Raw genomic sequence first — 15,597 nt, forward strand, 5'->3', positions numbered from 1 at the left:
ATTGATTTTTACTACTTTTTTACTTTAAGCGGTTGACCTATAGATAGATCAGAACTACGCAAATTATTCATTTGCATGAGTTCATCAACACTTAAATAATATTTTTTTGATAAAGAGTACAACGTGTCTCCTTTTTGTACCGTATGTATATTATCCGCACCGGTAACTACAACCGTATTATCTGTATAGCCCGCCTTTTTTATTTGTTTGTCATACTTATGCAGGTCATACTTTTCAATTAAATAAATTAACTTTTGCGGGTATCTTGGGTCTGTGGCATAACCCGCTTTACGCAAACCTCTAGCCCAACCTTTGTAATCTGTATGTTTTAATTCGAAAAGAAAAGCATACCTAGACCTAGTGGTCAAAAATATGCTGTGATCCCTAAATGAATACATGGGGTGATTGTATTTTCTAAAGCATTCTCCCTTTTCATCATCATCATGAAAATCATAATCGCCTTCCCAACCTTTATGGCATTTTATACCAAAATGGTTGTTGGTCTTCATAGCCAATTCGCCCTTTCCATTACCACTTTCCAAGAGTCCTTGAGCTAAAGTTATGCTGGCAGGAATACCATAACCCATCATTTCTAGCTGAGCAGTTTCGGCAAATGTTTCTATATATTCTGCAGGTGAATCTATCTTAAACCTTATGAACTTAGAAGGCTCCGCTGGTAATTCTGCATTGTCGGAGTTTTTTGAAATATCTTTATTAGAATTTCTTCGTTCATTTTGAACATTCTTGGTTCGTAATTGATCCGAATATCTTTTTTTAGATTTACAAGAGGTTAGTGCAACACCCGCCAACAAAACCAATAAAATTATCTTTTTCATATATGTAACAAAGGTAAATTTTTCTTTTTCAGTATACTATTCATACCAGTAATACCTTGTAGTCCTCCAGTATGTATTGCCAAAATTTTGGTTCCCGGGGCAAAAGTATCAAGCTTGATCATTTGATACAAACCAAACATCATTTTTCCGGTGTAAATAGGATCTAGGGGTATTTGTGTTTTTTGCTTGAAATCATTAATAAACCGTACCAATTCCTCCGTTACTTTGGCATATCCCCCAAAATGGAAATCATTGTTTACTTCCCAATTCTCTTTCTTTACCATCTTTTGTATCTCAGCTTTTAAGAAATCACCTTTTAAAGCCGAAAACCCGATGATGCGTTGTTGAAGAGCCGAAGCATTAATTACCCCAGAAACGGTACCACCAGTACCTACACTGCAACAGATAATATTAAATTGTTCGTCATTTTGGGTAATAATCTCTTCACAGCCTTTAATCGCCAAACTGTTTGTCCCCCCCTCTGGAACCAAATAGAATTCTCCAAACTCATTTTTTAACCGTTCAATGAAAATCTCTTCTTCTTTTTGCCGGTACGCTTCCCTGCTAATGAATTTAAACCGCATACCATCTTCATGGGCTTTTTGTAATGTAGTATTCTTCTGCCATGAATTCTGCAGTTCTTCACCACGTATTACCCCTATAGCTTTCAATCCATTTTCTTTAGCAGCATAAGCGGTTGCCGCAATATGATTGGAATATGCTCCACCAAAGGTCAAAATAGTGCTTTTACCCTGTGCTTGGGCTGCAAAAATATTGTACTTGAGTTTTCTAAATTTATTACCTGATATAAACGGATGAAGTAAATCTTCGCGCTTTATTACTACTGTAATATTTTTTTCTGCGAATAACCGTAGTTCAACAAATTGATTTATGCTTTGCAAAAAGGGCGAATTTTAGCGCCAAAGATATTTAATAAAGCTAAACGTTCTTCTATTAGACAAATAATCCATATCATTTTCATGCATATATGCCTCTCTCTCAAAGCTTAGGTTTTGATATGCTTTATAAGTATCCAAATAACAAATGGTTCTAATTGCCCATTCTGTTAGATAAAGAACGTAAAAAGGAAGAATCAATAATTCTTGCTGCTGACGCAAATGAATTTTCTCGTGATTTATAAGTACATCGTCATTTTTTAAACTTCCATTTTTTAGAAATATGAACGGCCATAGTGAAAGACCCACATAATTTTTATAGAAGAAATGTCTAAATACCAGAATCATAGAAATACTTTGACAATAGAAATACAAAGATAAAGCCAAAAATAGTTCAACTAAAGAATACTAGTTTTTATTGCCAACAAAACCGATTAAAGGTTCAACCTTGGCTTAAGCACTTTTAACACTAACTTCAGCAATATCAAGAGCAACGTTATCAACAGAAAGAAGTAACTTTATATTCCAAAACAGGAACAAAGAGCATGAAAAAAATAATTCCGATCGAGGAGGGAGATTTTTACTGGTCTGAGAAGGGATATAGAGTTTTCACCCAGCAATACCACCTAAAGAGAGGTTATTGTTGTGAAAGTGGCTGTAGGCATTGCCCATATGGTTATGACGCGAAAACCAACACACAATAAGTTTTTAACATAGCTCGGCATGATATTTGTTAATATTTTCAATAGAAAAAATAAGTACTTATAAAGATATAACGTTATGAAAAACATCAAATTACTTGGCTTACCCTTGCTACTTTTAGTTTTTATTACATCTTGCTCATCGGTAAGCGTTCTGTCCGATTACGACCAAAAAGCTGATTTTAACGGCTACAAATCATATGCATTTTATAAAACAGGTATAGATAAAGCGCAGATTTCCGATTTAGATAAAAAGCGTATTCTACGTGCCATAGAAACCGAAATGAGCACTAGAGGATTTGTAAAATCTGAAAACCCCGATCTATTGGTAAGTATTTTCACCAAAGAACAAGAACGCGTTGATGTTTACAATAACAATTACGGCTGGGGCGGAGCTTGGGGCTGGGGATATAACCCTTGGGCCTGGGGACCTGGTTTTGGCTGGGGAGGCACTAGTGTAAGCGCTAGCACACAAGGCTCTTTATATATTGATTTGATTGACAACAAAACCAATGAGCTGGTTTGGCAAGGTAAAGGCGTAGGAACCTTATCAAATACCAGTAATATTGCTAAAAAAGAAGAACGCATCAAAGAATTTGTTTCTCAGATACTAGAACAATATCCACCTAACGCTGTGGCAATGAAATAAAACATTATTGATATTAAAAAACGGACTTATAGTTTCTATAAGTCCGTTTTTGTATCATAACCCTTATAACAATGGAAAATATGTACTGTTTTTCACTTCATTTAGCACAAATGCACTTTTTACGCCACCAATACTAGGTAATGAAGCTATCTTAAATTTAGCAAAATCATAATAGGCATCTAAATTCTTAACGACTACTTTAAGCAGAAAATCGAACTCCCCACCTACCACAAAGCACTCTACAACCTCTGGATATGTTTTTACCTGCTCAAAGAAATCATCCATCATGGCGCCTTTTTGTGCTTCCAAAGACACAAAACTAAAAACGGTAATGCTATCCTCAATTTTATCCTTATTCAAGATAGCTACATAGTTTTGTATAAACCCATCTTGCTCAAGCCGTCTTACCCGTTCATAAACCGGTGTTTTTGTTAGTCCTAACTGTTCCGCTATTGATTTAGCACCTGTTTTAGCATCCTTCTGCAAAATCTTTAAAATCTCCCTATCTATATAATCTAATTTTTCCATCATAACTTTTTCCTTAATACACAATTCAATTCATCCTTAAAAAGTATTATTTCCTTTATTAATACATTTAAAAAGTGATTTTCACCAAATTAAATATTATTAACAAATAATTGATCTATAAATTATATATTTAATAGAATTAATTTAAGCTTTAACGATTATGAAGCAGGGCAATACTACGTATGAAAGCAATCCTATTTTAGATAAACTTCCTAAGCATTTAAGGCAGTATATTAAGCCCCAAAATTATAAGGACTACACGCCCATTAACCAAGCCGTATGGCGTTATGTTATGCGAAAAAATGTAGATTACCTTAGCAGGGTTGCGCACAAATCATATACAGAAGGATTACGCAAAACCGGAATCTCCATAGACAACATACCCAACATGTATGGTATGAACCGTATTCTTAAGAATTTGGGTTGGGCTGCGGTTGCCGTAGATGGCTTTATCCCACCCGCTGCGTTTATGGAATTTCAAGCCTACAATGTACTGGTCATCGCTTCAGATATTCGACAGTTAGAAAACATTGCCTATACCCCCGCACCAGATATTATTCATGAAGGTGCCGGTCACGCTCCTATTATTGCCAACCCAGAATATGCTGCATACTTAAGACGTTTTGGAGAAATTGGATGTAAAGCCATTTCCAGTGCAAAAGATTTTGAGCTGTACGAAGCTGTTCGTCATTTATCCATCATAAAAGAAGCCAAAGGCACATCGCTTATAGAAATTGAAAAGGCTGAAAAGCATATTGAGCACTTACAAGAAAACATGGGTAAACCCAGCGAAATGGCACTCATAAGAAACCTACATTGGTGGACGGTTGAATACGGACTTATAGGTACTTTAGAAGACCCTAAGATTTATGGAGCGGGACTACTTTCTTCTATCGGAGAAAGCCAATGGTGCATGACTGATAATGTTAAAAAACTACCTTACTCTATTGAAGCGGCAAGAACATCTTTTGATATTACCAAACCACAACCTCAACTATTTGTAACGCCAGATTTCGCTTTTTTGAGTCAGGTGTTGGAGGATTTTGCCAATACCATGGCATTACGTACTGGGGGACTCTCTGGATTGCAAAAACTCATCAACTCAAAGGAATTGGGAACTATTGAGCTTAGTACGGGGTTACAGATTTCCGGTAATTTTGAGTCGCTTATAGAACACAACGGAAAACCCATTTACTTTCAGACCAAAGGAAAATCTGCGCTTGCCTACAGAGAAAAAGAATTGGTTGGCCAAGATGCAAATCAACATGGAGCTGGTTTTGGATCCCCTATCGGTAGACTTAAAGGCATCAATATTCCCATAGAAGATATGAGTCCGCGCGATCTTAAAGCCTATAAAATATATGAGGGAGAAATTGTTTCTTTAGATTTTACCGGCGGAATCAATGTTACCGGAAAAATAGTTACCGGCACACGTAACCTTCAAGGTCGTATCATTCTGATCACTTTCGAAAATTGCAAAGTAACCCACAAGGGAACCATTCTTTTTGAATCTAATAACGAGTTGTACAATATGGCGATTGGGGAAGAAATTGTTTCTGCCTATCACGGCCCGGCAGATTTAAAGAGTTTTGACCTCTTAGACCATTCATTAAGTACCAATACCACAAATGAAGGTACAGAAGACCTGAGCGAATTAGAATCCTATTACAAAATGATAAGGGATTTTAGAGAGGAAAAAAACACCATTATTTCAAGAACAAAAGTATTTCAAGAAATACAGGAAAAGTACCCTACGGACTGGTTATTGCCCATTGAAATTTACGAGCTTGCCGTAAAAAGCAATGAAAATAAATTAATCAAAAGTATTGAAGAACACCTGGAAAACATTAAACTTGACCAACCTAATTTAGGACAATTAATTGATGACGGACTAGAATTAGCTACGGTAAAATCGCTGGTTTGATCGCTTGCAAACCCTCTAAAGATTCAATAGTCTGTTCTTGGTACGTTAGTCGCCAACCCATAGAATTGGTAAGAATATAGAATTTCTGCAATTCGCTGATCAGCCTGTTTTCTGCATTCGTACGCAGTGCAGACGCTTCTACTTTTTTCATTAAAGAAGCTTTTACGGTTTTCTTGATCTTGTTATAATCGGCAGCATCAAACTGGTTCAGGTAATCTGCAGTAACGTCGTAGTATTCAAAATCCGGATTTAGGTTAATTTCCGCTTCCGGTATGCTATTAATTTTCACTGTTTTGGTCGCTTGATCCACTTCAAATTCAATCTTACTTAAATCATAAGCTACCGTTACATCTGCATTTACTACTACTAACGCTTTTTTCTCTGCTCGTAATAACGGACCAAAAAGTTCTTTCGAGTCTTTATAATTATATACCTCGGCAAAATGACCCTCTGTAACTATTAGCTTGGATACATTGGTAATTTCTTGCTGAATAAGCATGGAATTTTCCTCAAGAATAGATTGATCCTCTTTTCCATCATTACAGGAACGTATAATCAAGACAACCGCTAAAGTAATTAGAACGCCAGCTATAAATTTTTTCATGCTTTTGAAATTTCGAAGTCTATAAAAGGATATGCTTTCCGTATATACGCAATCTTTTTACTTAACGATGTTAAAAATTTTTGATGTGCTTCACTTTCTGGATTAAATGGTCTATGTTGCAAACCGCGTTGAACCTCATCAACTTTTTTCATGTCATCGGTAATACTATCGTTGATCCACACCTCAACAAACTTTTCCCAAATATAAGCGATTGCCGTTTCGTTTGGGTGGATCATATCCTTGGCATAAAAGCGGTAATCCCTAAGCTCATCCATCATAATTTCATAGCTTTCAAAATACGAAGCAAGAGGTGAAAAATTTGAAGTTTCTATAATCTGATGAATTGCCGAAATAAGATGCGATTTACTTCTTTGATTTTCTACAAAGCCGTCTTTTAAATGCCTAACAGGAGAAACCGTAAAAATGACATGGGCTGTTGAATTTACAGATTGTATTATGGCAATAATTCGCTTTAAACTCTCTCTCACATCATCAACACTCAATAACTCTTTTGTAAAATTGGTTTGAGGTACCTTATGGCAATTTGCTACAATTTCACCGCTATCTTTATTACGATACACCCAAGCCGTGCCTAAAGTAATTAATACATGACTTGCCACTTTTAATTGCTCAGCAGTTTGATCTAATGCCGTATTTAAATCTACGACCAGTTGTTCTTTGGATGGGTTACTTAAACCAGAATGCGCATCAAAACAATGCCATTGCTCATTCTCATTAAACACATCTTTTTCAGTAAACACCTCTTGATGAACAGACTTTTTAATCAGTTTTTCAATTGCCAAGGGATGAAACAGTATCCCAAACGGATTCTGTAACCCTTGAAATTTATAGTATTCTAATTTTGCCCCAATATTCTCAGAAAAACAGGAACCCAAAATCAATAACTGACTTGAATAGTCAATTGGATTTTTAGATTTCAATAATGGTATTTTGGTTAAGAGATTCATTTTGGTCGTACACTCTTGTTTAACTTATGAAAAACTTGATATGGGTAAATCTCATAAATGACATTATCTTCGTTAATGGTATTATCACCATTTTCAAAAGCTTTTTTCTCCCATTCCGCACCTTTTTCATTTCCCAACTTTGTCATGCTTCTACCTTTAAAATAAAGTGCATCTGCAAAATTTTCATACACCTTTAAAGACAAGTCAAATGATGCTATTGCTTCATTATAATTACCTAATTCAAAATCTGCTATTCCTAGATAATACCAATCTAAGTAGTGACAAGCTTCTTGAGGAGAATCCTTAGGAAAATCTTTAAACTGCTGTTCTTTACTCAACAACAAAAATTCTTTAGCTTTAGAGAATTTATTCATTTGTAAGTAATTTAAACCAATATAAAAGTTATAGGTATGGTCCATAACATAACCATCACCAAACTCTTTTTTAGCTCTCATAAATTCAGATATGGATTTTAGATAATCTTTAGAAAAAATACATTTCATAAATGCGCTGTAATCTAAATATTTTTCCGGAGCGTGCTCAACAGCCTTTTCTAAAAAAGGTCTACCTAATTGGTACTTTCTAGCTTTGTACAAAGGCATTGCCTTTTGTTGCCATAGCCAAGCACTCTCTGGCACAATTCTAAGTGCAGAATCCAAATATTGTTGATACTCCAAAGAATGTATAGGGTTCTGAAAAGATTTCTCTATATACTCTCTTAGATGCGTTGAATCAATTTCCGTTAAGAGCTTTTCTTTTGTATCCTCAGCACTATTATTTAAATCATTCTGATCTTTAGTTGCAATATTGCAGGAAAAAATAATGAATAATAAAAAAATATACTTTCTCATAAAACTATCATATTACATAGCCTCAATCGAATTACAATCGAATTTCAGCCATTATTAAAAGACAGTTTTATTTTAAATAATCCTCTGCCTTAGCCAATGCCTCTGCTATACCATCAGGGTTTTTACCTCCCGCAGTTGCAAAAAATGGTTGTCCGCCACCACCGCCTTGAATATATTTTCCAAGTTCACGAACAATAGTACCCGCATTTAATTCTTTTGAAGCTACAAGTTCTTTAGATATATAGCAAGACAACAATGCTTTGCCATTTTGCTTAGTTCCAAAGAGTAAAAACAAATTATCCTTATTACCGCCCATTTCAAAACTAAGATCTTTTATTCCTGCAGCATCTAAATCTACTTTCTTAGCAAGAAACTGAACACCATTTATTTCCTTAAGTTCAGATAACAGATCACCTTTAAGATTCTTTGCCTTGTCTTTCAACAACTCCGCTACTTGTTTTTTTAGACTACTGTTTTCTTCTTGTAAACTTGAAACGGATTTAACTGGATCTTGACTATTACCAAGAACGTGTTTAATTTTTGACAGTAACTTATCATTATCGGTATGTAGATCTTTAACGGCATCGCCCGTAATTGCTTCAATTCTTCTTATACCCGCCGCTACAGCACCTTCAGATTTAATTTTAAACTGCCATATATCTCCCGTATTCTTAACATGGGTACCTCCACAAAGCTCTATAGATTGCCCAAAACGTATGGTACGTACCGCATCGCCATATTTTTCACCGAACAGTGCCATGGCTCCATTTTCCAAAGCGGTTTTCATTGGCACGTTTCGCTCTTCTTGAAGTTGAAGGTGACCATCAATTCTTGCGTTCACAAAATTCTCAACATCTTGTAATTGTTCTGGTGTCAATTTAGAAAAATGAGAAAAATCGAATCGCAAATATTTAGAGTGAACAGAAGAACCTTTTTGTTCTACATGTGGTCCAAGAATTTCTCGTAATGCCTGATGCAATAAGTGCGTTGCTGTATGGTTGGCTTCTGTTCTACTTCGTTGCTTTTTGTCCACAACCGCTTTAAAACTTTCATTTAAATGCTCTGGAAGATTTTCTGTAAAATGAATAATTTCATTATTTTCTTTTTTGGTATCAGTTATGTAGATAACACCTCCACGTGAATCTTCCAAATAGCCTTTATCTCCTACTTGACCACCACCTTCTGCATAAAACGGTGTAAGATTAAACACCAATTGATACTGAGTTCCCTCCTTTTTAGAAACTATCTTTCTGTATTTGGTAATCTTTACCTCAACATCGAGCATATCATAACCAACGAACTCTTGCTCGTTGTCTTCCAATAAAACTTCCCAGTCTTGCTTAGATACTACCGATGCAGATTTAGACCTGTTCTTTTGCTGCTGCATTGCGGCATTAAAACCGGCTTCATCTAACTTATATCCCTTTTCACTTAAAATAAGGGCAGTTAAATCTATAGGAAAACCAAATGTATCATATAACTCAAATGCTTTACCGCCATCAACAGTCTTACCCGTTGTATTATTAATAATCGTCTCCAACAGCAATAACCCTTGATCTAAAGTCTTTAAAAAAGAATATTCTTCTTCTTTAATAACATTTTCAATTAATTGCTTTTGCTCTTTTAATTCTGGGTATGCCGCCCCAAGCGAATCGGTAAGTACATTTACCAAACGGAACATAAAAGGTTCTTTGGTATTCAAAAATGTAAAGCCATAACGTACCGCTCTTCTTAAAATTCTACGTATTACATAACCCGCACCAGTGTTACTTGGCAACTGCCCATCTGCAATAGAAAATGCTACCGCACGAATATGGTCGCTAATAACACGTATAGCTATATCGATCTCTTCATTCTTACCATAATCGGAATTGGTTATGGTCTCTATTTCACGAATTAGCGGTGTAAAAATATCTGTGTCATAATTAGATTGCACTCCTTGTAAAACCATACAAAGACGTTCAAAACCCATACCGGTATCTACATGCTTTGCAGGCAAATTTTCTAATGTACCATCTGCCTTACGATTATATTGCATAAATACAAGGTTCCATATTTCCACTACTTGTGGGTGGTCTTGATTTACCAAACTTGCCCCAGATACTTTTGCTTTCTCTTCTTTAGATCGAATATCAACATGAATTTCAGAACATGGTCCGCATGGTCCTTGATCTCCCATTTCCCAAAAGTTATCTTTCTTGTTCCCCAAGATGATTCTATCTTCGGGTACAATTTTTTTCCATAGATCAAAAGCCTCCTCATCCAACGCCAACTTATCCGCATCGTTACTTCCTTCGAAAACAGACACATAAAGATTGTCTTTATCTATTTTAAAAACTTCGGTCAATAGCTCCCAGGCCCAAGAAATAGCTTCTTCTTTAAAATAATCACCAAAACTCCAGTTACCCAACATTTCAAACATGGTGTGGTGATAGGTATCTTTTCCTACTTCCTCCAAATCATTATGCTTACCACTTACACGTAAACATTTTTGAGTATCTACTACCCTAGAGCTTTTTGGCTGACTTATGCCTAAAAAGTATTCTTTAAACTGATTCATTCCCGCATTTGTAAAAAGCAGGGTTGGATCATCTTTAATGACCATAGGTGCAGAAGGCACTATTTTATGTTCTTTACCTTTGAAAAAATTCAGAAATTGAGTTCTTGTTTCTTTGGAATTCATCTAAAATGCTAAGCTTTTACAAATTTTAACGGTTTATATAAAACTATTTTTATATTTGTTTGTTCCCTAATAATTAAAAAACAAAAATAGGATAAATAACATTCATGTCTAAGGTAAAATACTATTACGACCCAGATACGCTGTCGTACCGTAAAATAGAACCCCAAAAATCTAAACGTTATAGAAATATAACCTTCTTTATTTTGGGATCATGCCTTTTTGGACTGCTAGGTTTAATTTTATTGCTCAACACCAACCTTGTTAATACCCCTAGAGAACTATCTTTATCTCGTGAAGTAAAAAACTACGAACTTCAATATGAGCTGTTGAATAAAAAAATGGAACAAATTGAAGAGGTTCTAGGCAATATTGAAGAACGCGATAATAACATCTACAGATTATATTTTGAAGCTAACCCAATACCAGACGAGCAAAGAAAAGCTGGTTTTGGTGGTATAAACCGATACAAATCGCTAGAAGGCTTCAACAATTCCGAGATGATAATATCTACCACAAAAAGACTGGATATTATAAAAAAACAAATGGCCATTCAATCTAAATCTTTAGATGAAATCACAAAACTTGCCGAAGAAAAAGAAAAATTATTAATGTCCATTCCGGCAATTCAGCCCATCAACAATGAAGACCTTACCCGTATGGCCTCTGGTTTTGGTTGGCGTTCAGATCCATTTACAAAGGCAAGAAAAATGCATTATGGAATGGATTTTACAGCACCTAAAGGAACCCCTGTTTACGCAGCTGGCGATGGCAAAATAGTTCGTGCAGATAATAATTCATCTGGATACGGCAAGCATATTCGTATTGAACATGGCTATGGGTATTTGAGCCTTTATGCGCATTTAAGCCAATACAATGTCAAAAAAGGACAAAAAGTAAAACGTGGCGATTTAATTGGCTTCGTAGGCAGTACCGGTAGATCAGAAGCACCACATTTACACTATGAGGTTTGGAAGGACAAAGACCGTATAAACCCTATTAACTTCTATTATGGAAGTTTATCACCTGAAGAGTTTGAAAACATGCTTAAATTTGCTAATCAAGAAAATCAATCATTAGATTAATGCAGGTAAACCTCCCAGAAAAAAGATATTATGGTATTGGTGAAGTAGCCCGTGCTTTCGGTGTAAATGCCTCATTAATTCGTTTTTGGGAAAAAGAGTTCGATGTACTTCAGCCAAAGAAAAATGCCAAGGGCAATAGAAAATTCACACCCCAAGACATTAAAAATCTGCAGCTTATTTACCATTTGGTAAAAGAAAGGGGTTTTACGCTAGACGGTGCTAAAATTCACCTTAAAGAAGAGAAACAAAAAACACTTTCTAACTTTGACATTATCCAAAAACTGGAACGTGTAAAAGCGGAACTGAATAAAATTAAAGACCAATTATAACACAACCATTATGAAAAAAGGAATTATTGCATTAATCGTCATCGTAGTCATTGCATTTGGCTTGTACCAATGGGGAGTAGGTTTTAACAACACTGCCATAGCATTGAAGGAAACCTCAACAAAAACCTGGGCAAATGTTGAAAGTGCCTATCAACGTAGAAATGACCTTATTGGCAACTTAGTAAAAACGGTACAAGGTGCTGCTGATTTCGAAAGAGGTACTTTAACCGATGTAATCGAGGCAAGATCTAAAGCAACATCCGTAAGCATTGACCCAACAAACATTACCCCAGAGCAATTAGCTCAGTTCAACCAAGCGCAAAGCGGGTTAAGCAGTGCACTAAGTAGATTATTGGTTACTGTTGAGCGTTATCCTGATTTAAAGGCAAATCAGAACTTTTTAGAACTTCAAACGCAATTAGAAGGTACCGAGAATAGAATTAATGTGGCTAGAGATAGATTTAACGCCACAGTAGAACCCTATAACCTCCATATTAAAAAGTTCCCAAATTCAATTTTGGCAGGTGTTTTTAATTTTGATGAATTGGCATACTACAAAGCAGATGCAGGTTCTGAAAATGCCCCAGATGTAAATTTTGAATTTGATTGATATTTTATGTCCAAGGTAGAAGAATTTTTAACAGCATCAGAGGAGCAAGATATAGTTAACGCTATTCTTGAAGCAGAAAAAAATACTTCTGGCGAAATTAGGGTGCACATTGAAGCTCATACCGACAAGGATCATTACGAGAGAGCAAAAGAAGTTTTTCATTTATTAAAAATGGATAACACCAAACAAGAAAACGGTGTGCTGATCTATGTTGCCGTTAATGATAAAAAATTTGTTATTTGTGGCGACAAAGGTATCGACAAGGTCGTACCAAAAGACTTTTGGCAAACTACCAGAAATAGTATTCAAACACATTTTGAAAAAGGAGCGTTCAAGGATGGACTTGTTGCCGGAGTATTAAAAGCCGGTGAAGAATTAAGAAGTCATTTCCCGTGGCAATCTGATGACACCAATGAATTAAGCAATGAAATATCTAAAGGCTAGCCTTATAATTCTTTTTCTTTGGTGCGCACCGCTATGGAGTCAGTTTGAAATTCCTGAGAAACCCGCATTACAGACCAGTGTTTACGATTACGTCAATTTATTGACTGATCAACAAAAAGTAGCACTAAGCAATAAATTGGTTCGTTATTCAGATAGTACTTCAACGCAAATCGTTGTCACCATAATTGCAAGCACAAATGGCGAAAACATTAATTATCTAGGTGCCAATTGGGGGCAAAAATGGGGTATAGGACAGGAAGGCAAAGATAATGGCATACTTATAATACTTGCCGAAAATGACAGAAAAGTAGCTATAAGTACCGGCTACGGCGTTGAAGGTTCACTAACAGACGCCCTTTCAAAACGAATAATCGAAAACGTAATTCTACCTGAATTTAGAACCGGTAATTACTATGCGGGACTAAACAAAGGTTCTGATGTTATTTTTCAAGTACTTAACGGGGAGTTTGAAGAAGACAGAACCTTTGGAGATAACAGTGGATCTCCCTTCTCATCTTTTTTACCTTTTATCATATTTCTGGTAATCCTCTTTATTCTTTGGAGTCGTAAAAACAATGACAATAATGGTAGTGGCGGAAGAAGACGTGGAGGACTAAGTCCTTGGGACATGATTATTCTTAGCAATATGGGTCGTTCTAGTGGTTCTAGCGGCGGATTTGGCAGCGGAGGCGGAAGCTTCGGTGGTGGCGGATTCGGAGGAGGTTTCGGCGGCGGCGGATTTGGCGGCGGCGGCGCTTCTGGTGGATGGTAGCTTTGTTTCCAAATAATTATAAATCTGTTTTATCATTTTTTTTAATTCAAGTCAGAAAAACTGTTACTCTTTCGGAAGTATTTACAGGCGTGTTCTAGTTTGTGAATTTATTACAATCTTCATCATAGTAGCACCCACCCCTTTATCCCCTCCCAAGAGAGGAGGATTACGTTTATATCTGTGGATTTAATATCAACTGAGAGTTTTTTTGCTATATGAGTTACTTAGGCTGTCTTATCAAAAATGTTTAATTCAAGTCTCAAACTATTCTCCTCCAGGAAGGGGGTCAGGGGTGGGTTCTTGTTTGTCGATTTAACACTAAAAAAAAATGATCAAATAATTCTGCTTCGCAAAATATTTGATCATTTTATATTTGACACCAAGAACCTTAGTCCTTATTCTTACTTCTTTCTCATAAATACAGTGATTGGCACACCAGAGAAATCGTATTCTTCTCGAATTTTATTCTCTAAATAACGCTTATATGGCTCTCGTACATATTGTGGCAGGTTACAGAAAAATGCAAACTGCGGATATGGAGTGGGTAATTGAGTGCAAAATTTTATCTTAACAAATTTACCTTTATACGCCGGTGGCGGATAATTTTCAATGATAGGCAACATAGTTTCATTGAACTTTCGGGTAATGATTTTCTTATTACGATTATTATACACTTCTACAGCGGTTTCAATAGCTTTAAAAATACGCTGTTTGGTCAGCACAGACACAAAAAGAATAGGCACATCTGTAAATGGCTCTATTGCTTTTTTAATTTTTTGAGTATAGTGCTTAATAGTATTTGTCTCTTTATCCTCAACCAAATCCCACTTATTCACAAGAATAACGATTCCCTTATGGTTACGCTGAGCAAGCCAAAAAATATTTTCGACCTGACCATCAAATCCTCTTGTTGCATCCAACATTAAAATACAAACATCGCAATGCTCAATCGCTCTTACAGAACGCATTACAGAATAAAACTCCAAATCTTCCTTAACCTTAGCTTTACGGCGAATTCCCGCTGTATCGACTAGATTAAATTCAAATCCGAATCTATTGTATTTTGTATCGATACTGTCTCTAGTAGTTCCAGCAATATCAGTGACGATATATCTGTCTTCGCCAATCAAGGCATTAATAAAAGATGATTTCCCAGCATTTGGTCTACCAACAACCGCAAACCTAGGCAATTCACTTTCTTCCTCTACAACATCCGGCAATTTCTCTACTAAAGCATCTAGCAACTCACCTGAGCCACCACCGTTTATACTTGATAATGTAAAATATTCACCTAGACCCAATGAATAGAACTCTACGGCATCTTCCGCTCTTTTGGCATTATCCACTTTATTGACCGCTAAAAAAACCGGCTTTTTAACTCTTCTAAGTAATTTCGCTACATCTTCGTCCATACCGGTAACACCAGTCTCCACATCTACCATAAAAATAATGGCATCTGCTTCTTCTATCGCTAATTCTACCTGTCTATCAATCTCTTTTTCAAAGACATCATCACTGCCAACTACATAACCACCGGTATCAATAATTGAAAACTCTTTACCGTTCCAATCACTCTTACCATAATGGCGATCACGAGTAACACCGCTAACGGCATCAACAATAGCCTCACGCCTTTGAATTAATCTATTAAAAAATGTTGATTTTCCTACATTAGGTCTCCCTACAATGGCAACAATTGCACCCATAGCTTAAATTTGGG

At 36.0% G+C, this 15,597-nt stretch carries 17 protein-coding genes; 8 read left to right on the forward strand and 9 right to left on the reverse strand.

Annotated elements, in window-relative coordinates; genetic code table 11:
* Positions 1–11 precede the first annotated feature (11 nt).
* Genes DCS95_RS11650 through DCS95_RS11660 form a run of 3 tightly spaced genes read right to left on the reverse strand, consistent with a single transcriptional unit; the run spans position 12 to position 2,080 of the window.
* Entirely contained in the window at positions 12–836 is an 825-nt protein-coding gene (locus DCS95_RS11650; protein ID WP_116770977.1) for a glucosaminidase domain-containing protein, read from the reverse strand.
* Positions 833–1,738, reverse strand: coding sequence for a 1-aminocyclopropane-1-carboxylate deaminase/D-cysteine desulfhydrase (locus DCS95_RS11655; protein ID WP_116770978.1), 906 nt, complete (start codon positions 1,736–1,738; stop codon positions 833–835). The genes DCS95_RS11650 and DCS95_RS11655 overlap by 4 nt, the downstream gene beginning before the upstream one ends.
* 12 nt (positions 1,739–1,750) lie before the next feature.
* A complete protein-coding gene (locus DCS95_RS11660) occupies positions 1,751–2,080 on the reverse strand; it encodes a hypothetical protein (RefSeq protein WP_116770979.1) in 330 nt (109 codons plus the stop codon).
* A gap of 197 nt (positions 2,081–2,277) precedes the next feature.
* Here DCS95_RS11660 and DCS95_RS20255 point away from each other — a divergent pair, with 197 nt between their 5' ends.
* Positions 2,278–2,436 (forward strand): C1orf53 family protein, encoded by a 159-nt coding sequence (locus DCS95_RS20255; protein WP_164674180.1) that lies wholly within the window; start codon positions 2,278–2,280, stop codon positions 2,434–2,436.
* 76 nt (positions 2,437–2,512) lie between these two features.
* Complete coding sequence (locus tag DCS95_RS11665; RefSeq protein ID WP_116770980.1) at positions 2,513–3,082, forward strand: DUF4136 domain-containing protein; 570 nt, start codon at positions 2,513–2,515, stop codon at positions 3,080–3,082.
* Between the two features lie 63 nt (positions 3,083–3,145).
* Here DCS95_RS11665 and DCS95_RS11670 read toward each other — a convergent pair whose 3' ends face one another.
* Entirely contained in the window at positions 3,146–3,613 is a 468-nt protein-coding gene (locus DCS95_RS11670; protein WP_116770981.1) for an Lrp/AsnC family transcriptional regulator, read from the reverse strand.
* A 157-nt stretch (positions 3,614–3,770) separates the two neighbouring features.
* Between DCS95_RS11670 and DCS95_RS11675 the strand changes: the two genes are divergently transcribed.
* Entirely contained in the window at positions 3,771–5,534 is a 1,764-nt protein-coding gene (locus DCS95_RS11675; RefSeq protein ID WP_116770982.1) for an aromatic amino acid hydroxylase, read from the forward strand.
* On the opposite strand, the gene DCS95_RS11680 is transcribed toward DCS95_RS11675, so the two are convergent.
* The 4 genes from DCS95_RS11680 to alaS form a co-directional block, all read right to left on the reverse strand.
* A complete protein-coding gene (locus DCS95_RS11680; protein ID WP_116770983.1) occupies positions 5,512–6,138 on the reverse strand; it encodes a DUF4230 domain-containing protein in 627 nt (208 codons plus the stop codon). The two genes, DCS95_RS11675 and DCS95_RS11680, sit on opposite strands and share 23 nt — an antisense overlap.
* Positions 6,135–7,079: a GSCFA domain-containing protein gene (locus DCS95_RS11685; protein ID WP_341865189.1), complete on the reverse strand. Its 945-nt coding sequence runs from the start codon at positions 7,077–7,079 to the stop codon at positions 6,135–6,137. The genes DCS95_RS11680 and DCS95_RS11685 overlap by 4 nt, the downstream gene beginning before the upstream one ends.
* Positions 7,080–7,102: 23 nt before the next feature.
* Complete coding sequence (locus DCS95_RS11690) at positions 7,103–7,957, reverse strand: tetratricopeptide repeat protein (RefSeq protein ID WP_116770985.1); 855 nt, start codon at positions 7,955–7,957, stop codon at positions 7,103–7,105.
* A 67-nt stretch (positions 7,958–8,024) separates the two neighbouring features.
* Complete coding sequence (gene alaS / locus DCS95_RS11695; RefSeq protein WP_116770986.1) at positions 8,025–10,640, reverse strand: alanine--tRNA ligase; 2,616 nt, start codon at positions 10,638–10,640, stop codon at positions 8,025–8,027.
* A gap of 104 nt (positions 10,641–10,744) precedes the next feature.
* On the opposite strand from alaS, the gene DCS95_RS11700 reads away from it, so the two are divergent.
* The 5 genes from DCS95_RS11700 to DCS95_RS11720 are packed head-to-tail and all read left to right on the forward strand — an operon-like array spanning position 10,745 to position 13,877.
* Positions 10,745–11,722 (forward strand): M23 family metallopeptidase, encoded by a 978-nt coding sequence (locus tag DCS95_RS11700; RefSeq protein WP_116770987.1) that lies wholly within the window; start codon positions 10,745–10,747, stop codon positions 11,720–11,722.
* Positions 11,722–12,051, forward strand: coding sequence for a MerR family transcriptional regulator (locus DCS95_RS11705; RefSeq protein WP_116770988.1), 330 nt, complete (start codon positions 11,722–11,724; stop codon positions 12,049–12,051). Before DCS95_RS11700 ends, DCS95_RS11705 begins: the two co-directional genes overlap by 1 nt.
* A 10-nt stretch (positions 12,052–12,061) precedes the next feature.
* A complete protein-coding gene (locus DCS95_RS11710) occupies positions 12,062–12,661 on the forward strand; it encodes a LemA family protein (protein ID WP_116770989.1) in 600 nt (199 codons plus the stop codon).
* 6 nt (positions 12,662–12,667) lie between these two features.
* On the forward strand, positions 12,668–13,105 hold the full coding sequence (locus DCS95_RS11715) for a TPM domain-containing protein (protein ID WP_116770990.1): 438 nt from the start codon (positions 12,668–12,670) through the stop codon (positions 13,103–13,105).
* Positions 13,086–13,877: a TPM domain-containing protein gene (locus DCS95_RS11720; protein WP_116770991.1), complete on the forward strand. Its 792-nt coding sequence runs from the start codon at positions 13,086–13,088 to the stop codon at positions 13,875–13,877. Before DCS95_RS11715 ends, DCS95_RS11720 begins: the two co-directional genes overlap by 20 nt.
* A gap of 401 nt (positions 13,878–14,278) precedes the next feature.
* Here the strand turns inward: DCS95_RS11720 and der are convergent, their stop codons facing one another.
* A complete protein-coding gene (gene der, locus DCS95_RS11725; RefSeq protein ID WP_116770992.1) occupies positions 14,279–15,583 on the reverse strand; it encodes a ribosome biogenesis GTPase Der in 1,305 nt (434 codons plus the stop codon).
* Positions 15,584–15,597 lie beyond the last annotated feature (14 nt).

The organism is Maribacter litoralis (genome assembly GCF_003075045.1).
Taxonomy (GTDB): domain Bacteria; phylum Bacteroidota; class Bacteroidia; order Flavobacteriales; family Flavobacteriaceae; genus Maribacter; species Maribacter litoralis.

Coding starts and splice junctions, on each gene's coding strand:
- DCS95_RS11650 (WP_116770977.1), bottom strand. CDS start 836: ATGAAAAAGATAATTTTATTGGTTTTGTTGGCGGGTGTTGCACTAACC.
- DCS95_RS11660 (WP_116770979.1), bottom strand. CDS start 2,080: ATGATTCTGGTATTTAGACATTTCTTCTATAAAAATTATGTGGGTCTT.
- DCS95_RS20255 (WP_164674180.1), top strand. CDS start 2,278: ATGAAAAAAATAATTCCGATCGAGGAGGGAGATTTTTACTGGTCTGAG.
- DCS95_RS11665 (WP_116770980.1), top strand. CDS start 2,513: ATGAAAAACATCAAATTACTTGGCTTACCCTTGCTACTTTTAGTTTTT.
- DCS95_RS11670 (WP_116770981.1), bottom strand. CDS start 3,613: ATGATGGAAAAATTAGATTATATAGATAGGGAGATTTTAAAGATTTTG.
- DCS95_RS11675 (WP_116770982.1), top strand. CDS start 3,771: ATGAAGCAGGGCAATACTACGTATGAAAGCAATCCTATTTTAGATAAA.
- DCS95_RS11680 (WP_116770983.1), bottom strand. CDS start 6,138: ATGAAAAAATTTATAGCTGGCGTTCTAATTACTTTAGCGGTTGTCTTG.
- DCS95_RS11690 (WP_116770985.1), bottom strand. CDS start 7,957: ATGAGAAAGTATATTTTTTTATTATTCATTATTTTTTCCTGCAATATT.
- alaS (WP_116770986.1), bottom strand. CDS start 10,640: ATGAATTCCAAAGAAACAAGAACTCAATTTCTGAATTTTTTCAAAGGT.
- DCS95_RS11700 (WP_116770987.1), top strand. CDS start 10,745: ATGTCTAAGGTAAAATACTATTACGACCCAGATACGCTGTCGTACCGT.
- DCS95_RS11705 (WP_116770988.1), top strand. CDS start 11,722: ATGCAGGTAAACCTCCCAGAAAAAAGATATTATGGTATTGGTGAAGTA.
- DCS95_RS11710 (WP_116770989.1), top strand. CDS start 12,062: ATGAAAAAAGGAATTATTGCATTAATCGTCATCGTAGTCATTGCATTT.
- DCS95_RS11715 (WP_116770990.1), top strand. CDS start 12,668: ATGTCCAAGGTAGAAGAATTTTTAACAGCATCAGAGGAGCAAGATATA.
- DCS95_RS11720 (WP_116770991.1), top strand. CDS start 13,086: ATGAAATATCTAAAGGCTAGCCTTATAATTCTTTTTCTTTGGTGCGCA.
- der (WP_116770992.1), bottom strand. CDS start 15,583: ATGGGTGCAATTGTTGCCATTGTAGGGAGACCTAATGTAGGAAAATCA.